At 72.2% G+C, this 16,971-nt stretch carries 21 protein-coding genes; 6 read left to right on the top strand and 15 right to left on the bottom strand.

Going from position 1 to position 16,971, the window contains the following annotated elements; all coding sequences use genetic code 11:
* The 3 genes from ABZ297_RS41290 to ABZ297_RS41300 all read right to left on the bottom strand — a co-directional run.
* Positions 1-417 (bottom strand): Trp biosynthesis-associated membrane protein (locus ABZ297_RS41290; protein ID WP_355358116.1); only part of this gene is annotated, 417 nt, incomplete at its 3' end.
* Positions 418-647: 230 nt separating this feature from the next.
* The gene (gene hisI / locus ABZ297_RS41295; RefSeq protein ID WP_355358119.1) at positions 648-998 is read right to left on the bottom strand and encodes a phosphoribosyl-AMP cyclohydrolase; all 351 of its coding nucleotides are present in this window, start codon (positions 996-998) and stop codon (positions 648-650) included.
* A gap of 62 nt (positions 999-1,060) precedes the next feature.
* Positions 1,061-1,396, bottom strand: coding sequence for an STAS domain-containing protein (locus tag ABZ297_RS41300; protein ID WP_355358122.1), 336 nt, complete (start codon positions 1,394-1,396; stop codon positions 1,061-1,063).
* Between the two features lie 226 nt (positions 1,397-1,622).
* On the opposite strand from ABZ297_RS41300, the gene ABZ297_RS41305 reads away from it, so the two are divergent.
* Positions 1,623-2,018: an ATP-binding protein gene (locus ABZ297_RS41305; RefSeq protein WP_355358125.1), complete on the top strand. Its 396-nt coding sequence runs from the start codon at positions 1,623-1,625 to the stop codon at positions 2,016-2,018.
* Positions 2,019-2,023: 5 nt separating this feature from the next.
* Here ABZ297_RS41305 and ABZ297_RS41310 read toward each other — a convergent pair whose 3' ends face one another.
* On the bottom strand, positions 2,024-3,814 hold the full coding sequence (locus tag ABZ297_RS41310) for an ABC transporter ATP-binding protein (RefSeq protein ID WP_355358128.1): 1,791 nt from the start codon (positions 3,812-3,814) through the stop codon (positions 2,024-2,026).
* Entirely contained in the window at positions 3,811-5,595 is a 1,785-nt protein-coding gene (locus ABZ297_RS41315; RefSeq protein ID WP_355358164.1) for an ABC transporter ATP-binding protein, read from the bottom strand. The genes ABZ297_RS41310 and ABZ297_RS41315 overlap by 4 nt, the downstream gene beginning before the upstream one ends.
* A gap of 116 nt (positions 5,596-5,711) precedes the next feature.
* Between ABZ297_RS41315 and ABZ297_RS41320 the strand changes: the two genes are divergently transcribed.
* The 3 genes from ABZ297_RS41320 (at position 5,712) to ABZ297_RS41330 (ending at position 8,167) form a co-directional block, all read left to right on the top strand.
* On the top strand, positions 5,712-6,341 hold the full coding sequence (locus ABZ297_RS41320; protein WP_355358131.1) for a TIGR03085 family metal-binding protein: 630 nt from the start codon (positions 5,712-5,714) through the stop codon (positions 6,339-6,341).
* 241 nt (positions 6,342-6,582) lie between these two features.
* Entirely contained in the window at positions 6,583-6,744 is a 162-nt protein-coding gene (locus ABZ297_RS41325; RefSeq protein ID WP_350809179.1) for a hypothetical protein, read from the top strand.
* 61 nt (positions 6,745-6,805) lie between these two features.
* Positions 6,806-8,167, top strand: a complete 1,362-nt coding sequence (locus ABZ297_RS41330) for a glutamine synthetase family protein (RefSeq protein WP_355358134.1) — start codon at positions 6,806-6,808, stop codon at positions 8,165-8,167.
* On the opposite strand, the gene hisF is transcribed toward ABZ297_RS41330, so the two are convergent.
* The 10 genes from hisF to ABZ297_RS41380 form a co-directional block, all read right to left on the bottom strand.
* Positions 8,164-8,925: an imidazole glycerol phosphate synthase subunit HisF gene (gene hisF, locus ABZ297_RS41335; RefSeq protein WP_355358137.1), complete on the bottom strand. Its 762-nt coding sequence runs from the start codon at positions 8,923-8,925 to the stop codon at positions 8,164-8,166. The genes ABZ297_RS41330 and hisF overlap by 4 nt on opposite strands.
* Entirely contained in the window at positions 8,922-9,320 is a 399-nt protein-coding gene (locus ABZ297_RS41340) for a Rid family hydrolase (protein ID WP_355358140.1), read from the bottom strand. Before ABZ297_RS41340 ends, hisF begins: the two co-directional genes overlap by 4 nt.
* A 25-nt stretch (positions 9,321-9,345) precedes the next feature.
* Positions 9,346-10,068 carry a bifunctional 1-(5-phosphoribosyl)-5-((5-phosphoribosylamino)methylideneamino)imidazole-4-carboxamide isomerase/phosphoribosylanthranilate isomerase PriA gene (priA, locus tag ABZ297_RS41345; RefSeq protein ID WP_355358143.1) on the bottom strand — a complete coding sequence of 241 codons (723 nt, stop codon included), beginning with the start codon at positions 10,066-10,068 and terminating at the stop codon, positions 9,346-9,348.
* Positions 10,068-10,355, bottom strand: coding sequence for a hypothetical protein (locus ABZ297_RS41350; protein ID WP_355358145.1), 288 nt, complete (start codon positions 10,353-10,355; stop codon positions 10,068-10,070). The genes priA and ABZ297_RS41350 overlap by 1 nt, the downstream gene beginning before the upstream one ends.
* A 34-nt stretch (positions 10,356-10,389) precedes the next feature.
* Positions 10,390-11,025 (bottom strand): imidazole glycerol phosphate synthase subunit HisH, encoded by a 636-nt coding sequence (gene hisH / locus ABZ297_RS41355; RefSeq protein WP_355358148.1) that lies wholly within the window; start codon positions 11,023-11,025, stop codon positions 10,390-10,392.
* A complete protein-coding gene (locus ABZ297_RS41360) occupies positions 11,022-11,177 on the bottom strand; it encodes a hypothetical protein (RefSeq protein WP_350809186.1) in 156 nt (51 codons plus the stop codon). The genes hisH and ABZ297_RS41360 overlap by 4 nt, the downstream gene beginning before the upstream one ends.
* A gap of 16 nt (positions 11,178-11,193) precedes the next feature.
* Positions 11,194-11,787 carry an imidazoleglycerol-phosphate dehydratase HisB gene (gene hisB, locus ABZ297_RS41365; protein WP_350809187.1) on the bottom strand — a complete coding sequence of 198 codons (594 nt, stop codon included), beginning with the start codon at positions 11,785-11,787 and terminating at the stop codon, positions 11,194-11,196.
* Complete coding sequence (locus ABZ297_RS41370; RefSeq protein ID WP_355358150.1) at positions 11,784-12,854, bottom strand: histidinol-phosphate transaminase; 1,071 nt, start codon at positions 12,852-12,854, stop codon at positions 11,784-11,786. Before ABZ297_RS41370 ends, hisB begins: the two co-directional genes overlap by 4 nt.
* Complete coding sequence (hisD, locus tag ABZ297_RS41375; protein ID WP_355358153.1) at positions 12,851-14,173, bottom strand: histidinol dehydrogenase; 1,323 nt, start codon at positions 14,171-14,173, stop codon at positions 12,851-12,853. Before hisD ends, ABZ297_RS41370 begins: the two co-directional genes overlap by 4 nt.
* A gap of 85 nt (positions 14,174-14,258) precedes the next feature.
* Positions 14,259-15,440: an MFS transporter gene (locus ABZ297_RS41380; protein ID WP_355358156.1), complete on the bottom strand. Its 1,182-nt coding sequence runs from the start codon at positions 15,438-15,440 to the stop codon at positions 14,259-14,261.
* Between the two features lie 54 nt (positions 15,441-15,494).
* On the opposite strand from ABZ297_RS41380, the gene ABZ297_RS41385 reads away from it, so the two are divergent.
* Complete coding sequence (locus tag ABZ297_RS41385; RefSeq protein WP_355358158.1) at positions 15,495-16,232, top strand: helix-turn-helix transcriptional regulator; 738 nt, start codon at positions 15,495-15,497, stop codon at positions 16,230-16,232.
* Between the two features lie 20 nt (positions 16,233-16,252).
* On the top strand, positions 16,253-16,747 hold the full coding sequence (gene ybaK / locus ABZ297_RS41390; RefSeq protein WP_355358161.1) for a Cys-tRNA(Pro) deacylase: 495 nt from the start codon (positions 16,253-16,255) through the stop codon (positions 16,745-16,747).
* Positions 16,748-16,971: the final 224 nt, after the last annotated feature.

Raw genomic sequence — 16,971 nt, forward strand, 5'->3', positions numbered from 1 at the left:
GCGTCCGCCGCGGGTCACCGCGACGGCTCCGCCCGCGAGCATCAGCAGCGCGCCCAGCCCGCACACCACCGGCCACGCCGCCACCAGCGACCAGTCGAGCGCCCCAGCGGCGCGCAGCACGTTGCGCTCGCGCAGCAAGGTGAGCACCCGCTCGCCGTCAGTGGCCGTCCAGGCGCCCAGCCCCGCGCCCGCCCCGCACAGGCCGACCAGCACGCCGACGACCCGCCGACCGGCCCGCCTGGTCGCCAGCGCCGCCACCACCCCGGCCAGCCCTGCCAGGGCCAGCGGCGTCAGCACCGGGCTCAGCTCTCCCCCGGTCGGCAGCACGAGCGCGGCCGGGGACGCGCCCGCGACGCTCACCCAGGTACGGCCCGCGGCGAGCAGCACGAGCAGGCACCCGAGCGCCGTGCCCGCCACCCAGCCCCACAACTCCCGCCTACCCGCCGGAGAACCGGACGGGCGAGCATCCGCCGCCGAGGGACCCGGCTGACGCGCATCTCCCGCCGGAGTGCCTGCCTGAGGCGCATCTCCCGCCGGAGCACCGGACGGACACGCGTCTCCCGCCGGAGGGCCTGGTCGGGGTCCGTCCGTGGTGAGGTCCGTTCCCGCCGTGACCGCCGACGGGTTCGGGGCCTGGCCTGGATCGGTCATGGCGCCGCCGTCACCTCGAGTGGGCCGGCGTCGAAGCAGGTGCGGTCGCCCGTGTGGCAGGCGACGCCGACCTGGTCGACCTTGAGCAGGATCGTGTCGCCGTCGCAGTCGAGCGAGACCGCCTTGACGTGCTGCACGTGCCCGGACGTGTCGCCCTTGACCCAGTACGCGCTCCGGCTGCGCGACCAGTACGTGGCCCTGCCGGTGGTGAGCGTGCGATGCAGCGCCTCGTCGTCCATCCAGGCGAGCATGAGCACCTCGCCGGAGTCGTACTGCTGGACGATGGCGGGCACCAGCCCGTCGCCGTTGCGCTTGAGCCGTGCGGCGATCTCGGGGTCGAGCGACATGACGCCATTCAACCAGCCACGACGCCCGCCCTTCACATCGGAGGCCGGGCAGCGGCCCGCTGTCAGCCCAGCGCCTGGGCCAGGGTGTCGTAGATCGGGAACAGCGGCGCCAGGTTGGTCCTGCGCAGACGCCTCAGCACCTGGCCGTCGGGTGCCACCAGGGCCATGGTGCCGTCTCGGTCGCGCAGGTTGGCCAGGAGCCGCACCAGGACGCCGAGGCCGGTCGTGTCGATGAAGGTGAGGGCGCTCAGGTCGACCACCAGCCGGGGACCGTGGTCTTCCACCGCCTCGTCGAGGCATTTGCGGACCTTCGACACGTTGTCGACGTCCACCTCTCCCGCGAGGCTGACGACCACCAGTTCCCCGTGTCGATGTCGCGTCATCTCCAGCACGTCCACGCCCATGCTCCTCTTAGCCCCGCCACAAAGGCCCCGCAACCAAAGTCCCGCCAGATAGCCCGCACGAAAAGGTATACCTCGCTGCGGCACGTCACCGAGGGTTTTGCGGAGAACGCGGTACGTGATGACGCTGCGGGGAGTAGTTTCGGTGCGACGTACGGTTTTGGAGGGATCGTCGTGAGGCACCCTGTCTCGCGCCGGGCCGTGGCCGGCGATGTGTAGGCGGGTGCTCTGCGCGACGTTCGCAGGGGGGCGCGTCACGGTCCTGCGGCGGGCGGTCCGCGAGCACGCCGCCGGGCTGGGGCTGGCGGGCCGGCGGCTGGAGGACTTCGTGCTGGCCGTCAACGAGGTCGTCACGAACGCCGTCGTGCACGGCGGCGGCGGGGGCCGGCTGCGGCTGTGGCCGCGCGAGGGCAGCCTCTGGTGCGAGGTCGTCGACGACGGGCCCGGCCTGCCTCCCGGCTGGACGAGCTGGACGGGCTGGACGAGAGCGGCGAAGCCGCCGCCGGGCTCGGCGACGGGCGGCCGGGGCCTCTGGCTGACCTGTGCGCTGTGCGACCAGGTGACGATCGTGTCAGGCCCCGGCGGCACCTGCGTCACGGTCACCGCGGTCTTGGAGTGAGCGGGTCAGGAGCGGGCGGCGGAGACCCAGGACGCGTGCAGGTCGGCGTAGACGCCAGGCTCCTCCACCAGTTCGGTGTGCGGCCCCCGCTGGACGAGCCGACCGGCGTCGAAGACGAGCACCTCGTCGGCGTTCTCGGCGGTGGAGAGCCGGTGGGCGATGGAGATGGCGGTGCGGCCCCTGGTGACGCCCTCCAGGGCGCGGGCCAGCCGGACCTCGGTGGCCGGGTCCACCGCGGACGTGGCCTCGTCGAGAAGCAGCAGGTCGGGGTCGGCCAGGTAGGCGCGGGCCAGGGCGACGAGCTGCCGCTCCCCCGCCGACAGCGACTCGCCGCGCTGCCCGACCGGGGTGCCGAGGCCGGCGGGCAGGCCCTCCAGCCAGTCGGCCAGGCCCAGCTCGGTCAGGGCGAGCAGGATCTCCTCGGAGTCGGCGGACGGCCTGCCGTAGCGGATGTTCTCCTCCAGCGTGCCGTCGAACAGGAAGCCGTCCTGCGGGACCATCACGATCCGCTCGCGCAGCGAGGAGAAGCGGACCTGCCGCAGGTCGTGCCCGTCGACCGTGACCCGGCCCGAGGCGGGGTCCATGAGCCGGGTGAGCAGCTTGGCGAAGGTGGTCTTGCCCGAGCCGGTCTCGCCGACGACCGCGATGCGGGAGCGGGGCGGGATCTTCAGCGACACCTCGCGCAGGACGGGGGCGCCGCCGGGGTAGGCGAACGCGACGTCCTCGAAGGCGACGGAGATGGGGCCGCGCGGCAGTTCCACGCCCGACTCTGCGGGATCGGCGACGTCCGGCGGGGTGTCGATGACGCCCAGGACGCGCCGCCAGCCCGCGACCGCGTTCTGCGCCTCGTTGAGCACCTCGGTGGCGGTCTGCAGAGGCGAGACGAACAGTGTGACGAGGAAGAGGAACGCGATCAGCCGCCCGGCGGTGATGTCGCCCGACAGACCGAGCTTGACACCGAGAAGGACGATCCCGGCGATGGCGACGGCGGCCACGATCTCGGTCAGCGGGAAGACGAAGCCGACGATGGTCTGCGCCTTGATCTGGGCGGTCTTGTTGGCGTCCACGGACTTGTCGATGCGTTCGGCGGTGCGGCGCTCGGAGGCGTACGCGCGGATGACGGACGCGCCGACGACGGACTCGCTGACCGCCGCCAGCATGTCGCCGGTGCGTTCGCGGACGGCGGTGTACGCGCCCGACAGCCAGCGCTGGAAGCGCGGCAGCGCCACCATGAGCGGCAGGAAACAGACCCAGACGAGCAGCGTGAGCTGCCAGGAGTAGACGAACATGAGCGCGCTGGCGACGAGCACCTGGCCGAACGCCACGATGATCATCAGCCCGCCCCACTGCATGAACGTGCTGATCTGGTCGATGTCGTTGGTGACGCGGGAGACCAGCGAGCCCCTGCGCTCGGTGTTCTGGGTGAGCACCGACAGGTCGTGGACGTGCCGGAAGCCGCGCACCCGCAGGGTGGCCAGCGACGACTCGGTCGCCTTGTAGAGGCGAACGTTCATGACATATCCGGCGAGCGCTGTAAGGATCACCGCCGCGGCGCACAGCGCCACCGCCCACGAGACGTACCCGACGTCGGGGGTGCCGTCCTTCAGCCCGGTGTCGATCGTCTGCTGCACCGCGATCGGCACGATGATCTTGCCCACGGTGGCGACGACGGCCAGCGCCAGCGTCCCCAGCAGCCCCTTGCGGAACTCCGGCGTGAGCGACAGCCCCCGCCGGATGGTGGCCAGCGCCGACCGCTCCGCGCTGCCCCTGATCCCCTGGACGTCCTCGACGCTCACGCGCTGACCTCTTCCTCTTCCTCTTCCGTCTCGATCGCGGCGCGCTCGGCTTCCTCGCGCTCGTAGGCGGTCACCAGGTTGCGGTAGCCGAGGCAGCGGCCGAGCAGCTCCTCGTGCGTCCCCCGGTCGACGATCCGGCCCTTGTCGAGGTAGACGACCTCGTCGGCCAGCGCGATGGTGGCCATCCGGTAGGCGACGACCACGACGCTCGACGCCTCGGCAGCGTCGCGCAGTCCGTACAGGATCTTGGCCTCCACCTGGGGGTCCACGCTGGAGGTCGCGTCGTCGAGGATGAGCAGGCGCGGACGCCGGACGACCGCGCGGGCCAGCGCGAGACGCTGGCGCTGGCCGCCCGACAGGGACGCGCCGCGCTCGCCCACGCGGGTGTCGAGGCCGGCGCCGAGCCTGTCGACGAAGCCGTCGGCCTGTGCCAGCCTGAGCGCCGCCCACACCTCCTCGTCGTCGGCGGTCAGGCCGAGCGCGACGTTGCCGCGCACGGTGTCGTCGAACAGGAACGTCTGCTGGGGCACCAGCGCGACCGACTCGGCCAGGTTCCCGTAGGCCAGGTCGCGGACGTCCGCGCCGTCGATCAGCACCCGCCCGCGGGACGGGTCGACCAGCCGCGCGAGCAGTTGCACCAGGGTGGACTTGCCCGACCCCGTCGGGCCCACCAGGGCGACGGTGCGGCCCGGACGCACGTCGAAGGTCACCTCGTGCAGCACCTCGGCCTCGCCGTAGGCGTAGGAGACCTCCGAGACCTCCAGCTCGGCCGGGCCGGAGTCGGACAGCTTCTTGGCGCCGTACTCCATCGAGCCGGTCGCGTCGAGGACGGCCTGCACCCGCTGCCAGCCGACCACGCTGCGCGGCAGCTCGGCCAGCACCCAGCCGAGGGCCCTGATCGGGAAGGCCAGCAACGTGAACAGGTAGGCCACCTGCACCAGCTCGCCCGCGTCGATCGAGCCGGTCGACAGCCGCAGCGCGCCGACGGCCAGCACCGCCAGGACGCCGAGCGTGGGCAGCGCCTCCAGCATCGGGTCGAACAGGCCGCGCACCCTGCCGACCGCGATGTTGGCGTCACGCAGCTCGTGGGCGCGGCGCTGGAAGCGCTCGGTCTCCATCGCCTCCCTGCCGAGCGTCTTGACCACGAGCGCGCCGTCGAAGCTCTCGTGCGCGATCTCGCTGACCTCGGCGCGCAGTTGCTGGGCGCGGGTGGCGAGCGGGCTGAGCTTGCGCTGGTACACCAGGTTCAGCACGGCGATGGCCGGGAAGATCAGGAAGCCGACCAGCGCGAGCACCGGGTCGGTGATCAGCATCCCGATCGCGGCGGTGAACAGCATGACGATCACACCGACCGCCATCGGCAGCGGCGCGAGGGGCGCCCAGGCGGCCTCGGCGTCGGCGCTGGCGTTGGACAGCAGCTGCCCGGTGGGGTGCTGGTGGTGCCAGGAGAGCGGCAGCCGCAGGTACTGCTTGGTGACGTCGCGGCGGGACCGGGCCTGCATCCGGTACTGGATGACTCCGGCGAAGATCCGGCGCCCGGCGACGCCGACGGCCTTGAGCAGGGCGGCGCCGATGATGAGCAGGACGCCGGTCCACAGCGCGCCCGCGGTGATGTCGCCCTGGTCGAAGGCGGGCAGCACCACGTTCTGGGTGGCCCAGCCGAGCGCCCAGGCCGACGCGACGGTCATGCCGCCGTACAGGGCGCTGAGCAGGACCGCGGCGGCGAAGACCGCCTTCTCGGTGCGAATGGCCACCCCAAGGACGCGCAGTCCCTGACGCATGACGGCCGTGGTGACCTTGGTAGCCACTCGCAGCTCTTCCTTCCATCTTGGATTTTTCTACATATGTCACTATCACTCGCGATCAGTACGTTATTCCCACAGGTAGGGTTGTCCACGTGACTCACGCTCGTGGCGAACGCGCCGCGCTGTGCGACCTTCTCGACCAGCTCGGCCCCGACGCGCCCACGCTCTGCACAGGCTGGGACACCTACGATCTGGCCGCCCACCTCGTCCTGCGCGAGCGCAGGCTGGACGCGGCCGGCGGCATCGCGCTCAGGCCGCTCGCCGGCTACACCGCCTCGGTGCAGCGCGCCCTGAAGGCCAGGCACCCGTTCCCCGAACTGGTCTCGATCGTCCGCAGGCCGGGCGGCCCCTACGGGCTGCTGCCGTTCCTGGACGAGGCCGTCAACACCCTGGAGTACTTCGTCCACCACGAGGACGTGCGGCGCGCCCAGCCCGGGTGGGAGCCCCGCGACCTGCCCGCCGACTTCGAGCGGCTCATCTGGAAGCGGGTGTCCGCCTCGAGCAGGCTGATGCTGCGCAGCTCCCCGGTGGGCGTGGTGCTGCACCGCCTCGGCGGCGGCGTGACGCTCGGCGGCCCGCGGCAGGGCCCGAAGGTGGAGGTCACCGGCAGGGCCGCCGAACTGCTGCTGTTCTGCTTCGGCCGCCAGGAGCACGCCAGGGTGGAGTACACCGGCGACGACGACGCGATCGCCCGGCTAAAGAAGGCCGGCCTCGGCCTCTGAGGCCGCCCTGTGGCCGCCCTGTGGCCGCCCTGTGGCCGCCCTGTGGCCGCCCTGCGGCCGCCCTGCGGCCGGGGGGCCGGAAACATTACGGCGCGGCGACCCTCCTGGAGCCACCTCTTGGCCGTACCATGGCTTAGGAAACAAGCCCCCCGGTTAAGATCAAGAACATCTTCATAGAAGATGCCAATGATCGCCCAGATCCGGGTATATACGGCTGGGAATGGACTGCAGGAGGCCCCCCATGCAGGTCAAGAAGGTGCTCACCTACGTGCTCGTGGCGTTCGTGGTCTTCTACCTGTTCACCCGGCCGGCCCAAGCCGCCGCCGCGGTCAACGGCGTGTTCGATGGGATTGTCAATGGTGCCAACCAGTTGGCTGTCTTCTTTACCAATGTTCTGACGTGACCTGAGGTTCTGTCTGCGCTTGACGCTTCCCCACACCCTCGGAACGTGTTACGCAGGCAGAATGAGAGATCGTCCCGGAGCCACCAAGATCAACAAGCCTGATCCCGACGTCCGGCGCATCCTCGAGCGCGCCGAGCTCGAAGGGATCGAGCTGATCCGCTTTCTGTACGCCGACCACGGGGGCGTGACCCGTGGCAAGGCGGCGTCCCGTTCCCGGCTGGCCGAACGGCTCGGCACGGGAATCGGGCACACGGTGGCCATGATGGCGATGAACATCCTCGACCAGCTCCAAGAGGTCGAGGAGATGGGCCCGGTCGGCGAAGTGCGGATCGTGCCCGACCCAGCGACATTCGTCCCCCTCCCCTACGCTCCTGGCGCCGCCGCGATGCTGTCGGACCTGCGGCTGCCTGACGGCTCCCCGTGGGCGGCCTGCTCGCGCACCTTCCTCAAGGACGCCGTCGCGGAGCTGGCGTCCGACGGCCACCACATCCTCGCCGCCTTCGAACCGGAGTTCACCCTCGGCCGCCGCCTGCCCGACCCGGCAGGCGGCCCCGACCGGCTGGTGCCACTCGACGACACCCTGTGCTACGCCGCGACCGGGTTCGACACCGCCCACGACTACACGATCAAGCTCATGCACGCGCTGGAGACGCAGGGCCTGCGAGTCGAGCACTACCACCCGGAGCTCGGGCCCGGCCAGCAGGAGATGTCGATCCGGCCCGCGCCCGCGCTGCGCGCCGCCGACAACCACGTCCTGTACCGCGAGACGGTGCGCGGCGTGGCGCTGCGCAACCAGATGTGGGCGACGCTGGCCCCCAAGCCGCTGGCCGACCAGGCCGGAAACGGCGCCCACCTGCACCTGTCGCTGTGGAGCGACACCCGCAACCTGTTCGCCGAGGGCAGCGAGGTTCGCGACTGGTTCATCGGCGGCCTGCTCGCCCACCTGCCCGCGCTGACCGCGCTGACCTGCGGCAGCGTCAACAGCTTCCGGCGGCTCGGGCCGCGGCTGTGGTCCAGCGCGTACGCCGTCTACGGCCCCGACAACAGGGAGGCCGCCGTCAGGATCTGCTCCCCGCTGGGCGAGAGCGGCGAGCCCAACCTGGAGCTGAAGCCGTCGGACTCCTCGGCCAACCCCTACCTGTCGCTGGGCGCGGTCATCCACGCCGGGCTCGACGGCGTCCGCCGCAGGCTCGACCCCGGTGAACCGGTCGGCATCGACCCCGACACCGTCCCCGGACGCTACCCCCGCCTGCCGTCCTCACTCGACCAGGCGCTGGACGCACTGGAGGCGGACGAGCTGCTGATGGAGGCGCTCGGCCCGCTGCGACGCAGCGCCTACCTGGCCGTCAAGCGGTCGGAGTCGGCCGCCTTCGCCGCCAAGGACCCCGCCTACGAGCTGTTCCACCACATGAGGGTGTTCTAGCGGACCAGGTAGCCCGCCGTGCGCAGCGTCTCCTTGACGTCGCCGATCTTCAGGGTGCCGAAGTGGAACACCGACGCCGCCAGCACCGCGTCGGCCCCGGCCGCGACCGCCGGCGGGAAGTGCTCCAGCCGCCCCGCGCCGCCGCTGGCGATCACCGGGACGCGCACCGCCGCCCTGACCGCGCGCAGCATCTCCAGGTCGTAGCCGTCGAGCGTGCCGTCGCCGTCCATCGAGTTGAGCAGAATCTCGCCCACGCCCAGCTCCTCGCCGCGCGCCGCCCACTCCACCGCGTCGATGCCGGTGCCCCGGCGGCCGCCGTGCGTGGTCACCTCGAACCCGCTGGTGGTGCCGGGCGCGCGGCGCGCGTCGACCGACAGGACCACGCACTGGGCGCCGAACCGGCGCGACGCCTCGGTCAGCAGCTCGGGCCTGGCGATCGCCGCGGTGTTCAGCGACACCTTGTCGGCGCCCGCCCGCAGCAGCCGGTTGACGTCGTCGACCGAGCGGACGCCGCCGCCCACCGTGAGCGGGATGAACACCTGCTCGGCGGTTCTGCGTACGACGTCCAGCATGGTCCCGCGCTCGCCCGACGAGGCGGTGATGTCGAGGAAGGTGAGCTCGTCGGCCCCCTCCTCGTCGTAGCGCCTGGCCAGCTCGACCGGGTCGCCCGCGTCACGCAGGTTCTCGAAGTTGACGCCCTTGACGACGCGCCCGGCGTCGACGTCCAGGCAGGGGATCACCCTGACCGCTACCGTCATGCTCGTTGTGCCTCGATTTCGATCTCGACCAGCATCCTCGGGTCGACCAGCCCGGCCACCCGCACTCCCGTGCACGCGGGCCGCACGTGCCCGAGCAGCTCCGCGATGGCCTGCCCCACCAGGTCGAAGTGGTGCTGCTCCACCACGTAGTAGCGGATCATGACCACGTCCTCGCGGGTCAGGCCGCCCAGCTCGACGGCCTCCAGCGCGATGCCGAGCGCGGTCACGCTCTGCTGGTACGGGTCACCCACGTGCCGCACCTCGCCCTCGACGCTCGCGGTGCAGCCGGAGACGACGACTCGATCGCCTACGACCACCGCACGGGCGTAGCCGTACTTCTCCTCCCAGAAGCCGCCCGAGAAGACCCGGGAGCCGGTGCTTTCCATGCTGCTCATGCCGTGCATCACGTCTCCTCCCGCGCTAGGCGCGTACCGCCGCCAGCGCGCCTTCCAGCGTGAACGCCTGGGCGTAGAGGGCTCTTCCCACGATGGCCCCCTCCACCCCGAGCGGCTCCAGAGCCGCCAGCGCGACCAGGTCCTCGAGGGAGGAGACTCCTCCGCTGGCGACGACGGGCTTGTCGGTGCGGGCGCAGACCTCGCGCAGCAGGTCCAGGTTCGGGCCGCGCAGCGTGCCGTCCTTGGTGACGTCGGTGACCACGTAGCGGGGGCAGCCGTCGGACTCCAGCCGCTCCAGCACCTCCCACAGGTCCCCGGCCTCCTCGGTCCAGCCGCGGGCCGCCAGCGTCGTGCCGCGCACGTCCAGGCCGACGGCGATCCGGTCACCGTGCTCGGCGATGATCTTCCGGCACCAGTCGGGCTGCTCCAGCGCGGCGGTGCCGATGTTCACCCGCCGGCACCCGGTCGCCAGGGCGGCGGCCAGCGACTCGTCGTCGCGGATGCCGCCCGACAGTTCCACGTTCACATCCAGCCTGCCGATCAGCTCGGTGATCAGCCGGCGGTTGGAGCCGCGGCCGAAGGCGGCGTCGAGGTCGACCAGATGGATCCACTCCGCCCCCGCCTCCTGCCAGGCCAGTGCCGCGGCCAGCGGCTCCCCGTAGCCGGTCTCGGTGCCGGCCTCGCCTTGAACAAGGCGTACGGCCTGGCCGTCGGCCACGTCCACGGCGGGAAGCAAAACGAACGACATCAGATCCTCCGGTCGAAAGCGAGGGTCATCACAACAGGGACGAGCAGCAGGGAGAGGACGAGGACGCCGAAACTCAGGAACGGCGCCCCCCAGATCAGCCACACCAGCATCTGCACCAGCAGGAAAGCCAGGCCGACCACGACATTCTGTACCCGCTGGCGGCGCGCGATCACGCCGCCCTGCCGGGCGATCCGCACCGGCCGCGGCGTCAGCCGGGCGAGCCAGGCACGGCGGCGGGACCTGCGGGCCTGCCGTTCTTCGTTGAGCCGGATCGCGCGCGCCCGCACCGCCTCACGCTCGGCGCGCCGGCGCGCGCGTTCCTTACTCAAGGGTGCCGAGCCAGTTCTTCAGCAGCACGGCGCCGGCGTCGCCGGACTTCTCGGGGTGGAACTGGGTGGCTGACAGCGGGCCGTTCTCCACGGCCGCCACGAACGGCACGCCGTGCTCGGCCCAGGTGACCAGCGGTTCGGCGAAACCGTCGGCGGGCCGCAGCTCCCACTCGCGCACCCCGTAGGAGTGGACGAAGTAGAAGCGGGTGGCGGCGTCGAGCCCGTCGAACAGCACGCTGCCCGCGGGCTCCTTGACCGTGTTCCAGCCCATGTGCGGCAGCACCGGAGCCTCGAGCCGCTCGACCGTGCCGGGCCACTCGCCGCAGCCCTCGGTCTCGACCCCGTGCTCGACGCCCCTGGCGAACAGGATCTGCATGCCGACGCAGATGCCCAGCACCGGGCGGCCACCGGCCAGCCGCCTGCCGATCACCTGCTCACCGCGGACGCTCCTGAGGCCCCGCATACACGCCTCGAACGCGCCGACGCCGGGCACGACCAGGCCGTCGGCCTCCAGCGCCGCGTCGAAGTCGGCGGTGACGGTCACCTCGGCGCCGACCCTGGCCAGGGCGCGCTCGGCGGAGCGCAGGTTGCCCGAGCCGTAGTCGAGCACGACCACGTTCCTGCTCACCACCACATCACCCCCGCCGTGATCGCCATCGCCGCGCCGATCGCGCAGATGGCGGCGCCGATCTTCAGCCCCTGCTTGCCGAGCGAGAACACGCCGCCGACGAGGAACAATCCGATGAACACCATCGCGACGGCGATCAGGTTCTCGGTCATGCCGCCCCCTCTCCGTTCACAGCACACCCTTGGTGCTGGGCACGCCGCTGGCGCGCGGGTCGAGCTCGGACGCCTCGCGCAGCGCCCGCGCCAGGGCCTTGAACTGCGCCTCGACGATGTGGTGGGCGTTGCGCCCGTACGGGACGTGCACGTGCAGACAGATCGCCGCCTGCGCGACGAACGACTCCAGGATGTGCCGCGTCATGGTGGTGTCGTACTCGGGGCCGATCATCGGCGCCATGCCCTCGGGCTCGGAGTGCACCAGGTACGGACGGCCCGACAGGTCGACGGTCACCTGGGCGAGCGACTCGTCCAGCGGGCAGGACGCGCTCCCGAACCGCCGGATGCCCGACTTGTCGCCCAACGCCTCGCGGAACGCCGCACCCAGCGCGAGCGCGGTGTCCTCGATCGTGTGGTGGGAGTCGATGTGCAGATCACCCTCGGTCTTCACCGTCAGGTCGAACAGCCCGTGCTTGCCGAGCTGCGCCAGCATGTGGTCGTAGAAACCGACCCCGGTGGACACGTCCACCCGCCCCGTGCCGTCGAGCCCCACCTCGACCAGGACGGACGTCTCCTTCGTCGCGCGCTCGACGCGGCCTACGCGGCTCACAGAACTCCCTCCAGCGCGGCGCGGAACGCCGCCATCTCCTCGCTGGTGCCGATCGACACTCGCAGCCATTCTGGCGGCCCCACCTCGCGGATGAGCACTCCCCGCTCCAGCAGCCCCTCCCAGACCTTACGCCGGTCAGGAAAGCGCCCGAACAGTACGAAGTTCGCGTCGGAATCGGCGACAGTCAACCCCTTGCCGCGCAGCCACGCCACGGTCGCGTCGCGCTCGTCGCGCAGCGCGGCGACGGTGCCCAGCAGCTCGTCGCGGTGCCGCAGCGCCACCCGCGCCGCCGCCTGGGTGAGCGTCGACAGGTGGTACGGCAGACGCACCAGCTGCAGCGCCTGCACCACCGCCGGGTGCGCGGCCAGGTAGCCGAGCCGGGTTCCGGCCATGGCGAACGCCTTCGACATCGTCCTGGTGACGATCAGCCTGGGGTACTCGCCGAGCAGCGTGAGCGCCGAGGGCGTGCCCCGCCTCGCGAACTCGGCGTACGCCTCGTCGACCACGACCACGCCCCTGGCCACCCGCAGCACCGCGACGATCGTCTCCAGCGGCAGCGCGGTGCCGGTCGGGTTGTTCGGCGAGGTCAGGAAGACGATGTCGGGATCGTGCTCCTGGACGGCCGCCGCCGCCTTGACGGGGTCGAGTGCGAAGTCGGCCTCGCGGACGCCGCGCACCCACTCGGTGTTGGTGCCGGACGTGATGATCGGGTGCATCGAGTAGGACGGCTCGAAGCCCAGCGCGCTGCGCCCGTACCCGCCGAAGGCCTGCAGGATCTGCTGCAGCACCTCGTTCGACCCGTTGGCCGCCCACACCTGCTCAAGCGTCAGGCCGTGGCCCAGGTAGCCGGCCAGGTCGGCGCGGAGGGCCTCCGCCTCCCTCTCGGGGTAGCGGTTGAGCTCTCCGGCGCTCCTGCGCACCTCCTCCGCCAGGTCGGCGACCAGCTCGGCGGAGGGCGGGTACGGGTTCTCGTTGGTGTTCAGCCGGACCGGGACGTCGATCTGGGGCGCGCCGTACGGCTTCTTGCCCTTGAGGTCGTCGCGGATCGGCAGGTCTTCGATGTTCACGCGCCCTCCCCCTGAACAGGCACCTGCCAGCCGAAGCGGGCGCGGACCGCCGCGCCGTGCGCCGGCAGGTCTTCGGCGTCGGCCAGCACCGACACGTGCCCCGCCGCGCCGGCCAGCGCCTCGCGCGTGTACTCGACCACGTGGATGCCGCGCAGGAACGACTGCACCGACAGGCCGCTGGAGTGGCAGGCGCAGCCGCCCGTGGGCAGCACGTGGTTGGAACCCGCCAGGTAGTCGCCGAGCGAGACCGGCGCGTACGTGCCAACGAAGATCGCGCCGGCGTTCCTGACCCTGGCCGCCACCCCGGCCGCGTCGGCCGTGTGGATCTCCAGGTGCTCGGCGGCGTAGGCGTCGACCACCTTGACGCCGTCGTCGATCGAGTCGACCAGGACGATGCCCGACTGCCGGCCGCCGAGCGCCTCGGCGACACGGTCGGCGTGCTTGGTCGCGGCCACCTGCGCCTGCAGCTCCCTCTCGACCGCCTCGGCCAGCTCGGCGCTGTCGGTGACCAGCACCGCGGCGGCGATCACGTCGTGCTCGGCCTGGCTGATCAGGTCGGCCGCCACGTGCACCGGGTCGGCGCCGCCGTCGGCGAGGATGGCGATCTCGGTGGGGCCCGCCTCGGAGTCGATGCCGATGCGGCCCTTGAGCAGCCGCTTGGCCGCCGCCACCCAGATGTTGCCCGGGCCCGTCACCATGGTGGCGGCCGGGCACTCCTCGGTGCCGTACGCGAACATGGCCACGGCCTGCGCGCCGCCCACGGCGTACACCTCGTCAACGCCGAGCAGCGCGCACGCGGCCAGAATCGTGGGGTGCGGCAGCCCGCCGAAGTCCTTCTGCGCCGGGCTCGTGACGGCCAGCGACGCGACCCCCGCCTCCTGCGCCGGGACCACGTTCATCACCACGCTGGACGGGTACACCGCCCGCCCGCCGGGCACGTACAGCCCGACCCGGTCGACCGGCACCCACCGCTCGGTCACGGTGCCGCCGGGGACCACCTCCGTCGTGACGTCGGAACGCCGCTGGTCGCGGTGGACCAGCCGGGCCCGGCGGATCGACTCCTCCAGGGCCGCGCGCACCTCGGGGCGCAGCTCCTCCAGCGCTCGCTTGATCGCCTCCGGCGCCACGCGGGCGGACTCGATCTCGACACCGTCGAACCTGGCGGTCAGCTCCCGTACGGCTGCCGCCCCGCGATGGCGCACCTCGTCGCAGATCGGCCGCACCTTCTCCAGGGCGGCCTCGACGTCGAGTTCGGCGCGGGGCAGCACGTCGCGCAGGTTCTCAGGCAGAGAACCGCGCATGTCAATACGGGAAATCACCCACCCAGTCTACGGAGTCCGGCTGGTGACTCCCGTCCTGTCCATCATGCGGACGCATGTCTGAGACGTCGCCCCCGACGGGGTTTCACCGCCCGACCTGCCCGGCGACGGGCGCGGGATCCGTCAGTGTGCGGGCGAGCAGGCACGACAGGGCCGGGAAGGCGGCCAGGACCCCCAGGGCCAGCCCGAGCGAGGTGGCCTCCGCCAGGGCGCCGACCAGCGGGCTGGTCAGGCCGCCGACGCTGACGGCCAGGCCGAGGGTGACGCCGCTGGCAGTCCCCACCCGGTTGGGCAGGAAGTCCTGGCCGAGCGTCACGTGCAGCGAGAACGGCACGTACAGGGTGATCGAGGCGGCCGCGACGAACGCGTACGCCGTCCAGCCCGGAGCCAGGACCACACCCGCCATCGCCGGGACCGCCGCCGCGTACGCCAGCCACATGGTGCGCACCCGGCCCCACCGCCCGGCCAGCCTGCCGCCCACCACGGTGCCGACCGCGCCGCCCCCGAACAGCACGAACAGCGCCACCGCCCCCGCCGCGCCGCCGCCCAGGTACAGCGCCACGAACGCGCTGAGCCCGACGTAGGCGACCGACCGGCAGACGATCACCAGCGTGAGGCGGGTGAACGCGGGCCAGTCGTCCCGGCCGCCCGCGTGCCGCGCCGCGCCGCCGCCGTCGCGCCCGGCCAGCGAGCCCAGCACCGTGACCGTGAGCGCCGCACCCAGCAGGCCCGGCACGACCAGCCAGGGGGACGCGCCCAACCCCCCGGCCGACAGCAGCCGTGTCACCAGGATCGGGGCGCAGGCGAAGCCGAGGGTGCCGCCCAGCGAGAACCAGCTCATCCGGACGTGGCTGCCCTCGCTGGCGATCCTCGCCAGCCGCGCCGACTCCGGGTGGTACGCCGCCACCCCCAGCCCCGACAGCGCCACCGCCAGCCAGGTCAGCACGTACGAGCCGGCGACGCCGCTGAGCGCCACCCCGAGCCCGGCCGTCGCCATGCTGACCGGGATCAGCCACGGCATCCGCCACCGGTCGGCGAGCGCGCCGAAGACCGGCTGCACCACCGACGACAGCAGCGTCGCCGCCAGCACGATTCCCGACGCCGCGACGTAGCCGTAGCCGCGCTCCGCCACGAGGAAAGGCACGAGCGCGGGCACCGCGCCCTGGTAGACGTCCACGCCGGCGTGGCCTGCGGCCAGCATCGGAATCCTGGTCGCCTGTCGGCCATCGCGCCGGGGCGCCGTGACCTGCTCCGGAGTCCTGTTCACCCGTCGATCGTCGCCCCGGGACATTCTGGCCCGCTTCCAATAAAATGCCAATCTATGCCGCAAGTCCGCCATATGCCGGAGGCTCCCACCGGGACGCGCCCGCTGGCGCCCGGCGCGGGCATCGACGCGCACCGGCACGACACCCACCAGATCGTCTATGCCCGCAACGGCGTCCTGTCGGTCACCACGGGCGCGGGCACCTGGATCGCCCCGGCCAACCGGGCGATCTGGATCCCGGCGGGCACCGTGCACGAGCACCGCGCCCACGGCAGCACCGACCTGCGGCTCGTCGGCCTCGTGGACAACCCGCTGGGGCTCGCCAGACCCGCCGTGCTGGCCGTCGGCCCGCTGCTGCGCGAGCTGATCATCGCCTACACGCAGGACCCAGCCGACGACGGCCCCGAGCGCGCCAGGCTGCGGGGCGTCCTGCTCGACCAGCTCCGCCGCTCCCCCGAGCAGCCCTTCCACCTGCCCATGGCCAGGGACCCGCGGCTGGCGGCCGTCTGCGCCATTCTGCGCGCGGACCCGGCCGACGGGCGCACGCTCGCGCGGCTCGGCGCGCAGGTGGGCACCAGCGACCGCACCCTGGCCCGGCTGTGCCGGGCGGAGCTGGGCATGACCTTCCCGCAGTGGCGCACGCAGCTGCGGCTGCACCACGCGCTGCTGCTGCTCGCCGACGGCCTCCCGGTCACGACGGTCGCGCACCGCTGCGGGTGGGCGACCGCGAGCGCCTTCATCGACGTCTTCCGGCGCACGCTCGGGTACACCCCCGGCCGCGCCTTTACAATGTAGATTCGCTACACTGGTCTGTCGTGAGCACGTCGAAAGCCAAGGGAGGCACCCCGGCCACGGTGGCGCTGACCAGATCCAAAGTGGAGTTCACGCTCCACCCGTACGAGCACGACGCCGCCGCCCAGGCGTACGGCGAGGAGGCGGCCGACGCGCTCGGCGTGCCCCACGAGCAGATCTTCAAGACGCTCGTGGCCGAGGTGGAGAGCGGGCTCGCCGTGGCGGTCGTCCCCGTGTCGGGCAAGCTCGACCTGAAGGCGCTGGCGGCGGCGCTCAAGAGCAAGCGGGCCGCGATGGCCGACGCGGCCAAGGTGGAGCGGGTGACCGGCTATGTGGTCGGCGGCATCAGCCCACTCGGCCAGCGCAAGCAGCTGCCCACCGTGGTCGACTCGTCCGCGCTGGACTTCGACACGATCTACTTCTCGGCGGGCAAGCGCGGCCTCCAGATCGAGACCGCGCCCGCCAACCTCATCACCCTGACCAGAGCCGTCACCGCCCCCATCGGCAAGGCCGGCTGACCCGGGCGGTCGCCGCCGCCGACCCACCCCATCGTCCGCCTCCCCTGGCCGCCCGCGCTCAGCGGCGCCCACTTGGGGGGCGTCGGAGGGCGGCCGCGCCGCCCCATCAGCCTCGGCGTTGCCGGCGCCACCGTACGAACGGGTCGCGCTGGGGACGCCTGATCGCCGGCCGCTGCTGGTCAGGGCGTTGGCCGAAGCGGCCGGTGTCGCGGCGCATGTCGCGG

Origin of the sequence: Nonomuraea sp. NPDC005983, assembly GCF_040614375.1 — a bacterium.
Classification (GTDB): Bacteria; Actinomycetota; Actinomycetes; order Streptosporangiales; family Streptosporangiaceae; genus Nonomuraea.

Excerpts from the sequence above, each read along its gene's own strand:
- hisI (WP_355358119.1), bottom strand. The coding sequence starts at position 998 with ATGTCGCTCGACCCCGAGATCGCCGCACGGCTCAAGCGCAACGGCGAC.
- ABZ297_RS41315 (WP_355358164.1), bottom strand. The coding sequence starts at position 5,595 with ATGCGTCAGGGACTGCGCGTCCTTGGGGTGGCCATTCGCACCGAGAAG.
- ABZ297_RS41325 (WP_350809179.1), top strand. The coding sequence starts at position 6,583 with ATGCAGGTCAAGAAGGTGCTCACCTACGTGCTCGTGGCGTTCGTGGTC.
- ABZ297_RS41330 (WP_355358134.1), top strand. The coding sequence starts at position 6,806 with ATGAGAGATCGTCCCGGAGCCACCAAGATCAACAAGCCTGATCCCGAC.
- hisF (WP_355358137.1), bottom strand. The coding sequence starts at position 8,925 with ATGACGGTAGCGGTCAGGGTGATCCCCTGCCTGGACGTCGACGCCGGG.
- ABZ297_RS41340 (WP_355358140.1), bottom strand. The coding sequence starts at position 9,320 with ATGAGCAGCATGGAAAGCACCGGCTCCCGGGTCTTCTCGGGCGGCTTC.
- priA (WP_355358143.1), bottom strand. The coding sequence starts at position 10,068 with ATGTCGTTCGTTTTGCTTCCCGCCGTGGACGTGGCCGACGGCCAGGCC.
- ABZ297_RS41360 (WP_350809186.1), bottom strand. The coding sequence starts at position 11,177 with ATGACCGAGAACCTGATCGCCGTCGCGATGGTGTTCATCGGATTGTTC.
- ABZ297_RS41385 (WP_355358158.1), top strand. The coding sequence starts at position 15,495 with ATGCCGCAAGTCCGCCATATGCCGGAGGCTCCCACCGGGACGCGCCCG.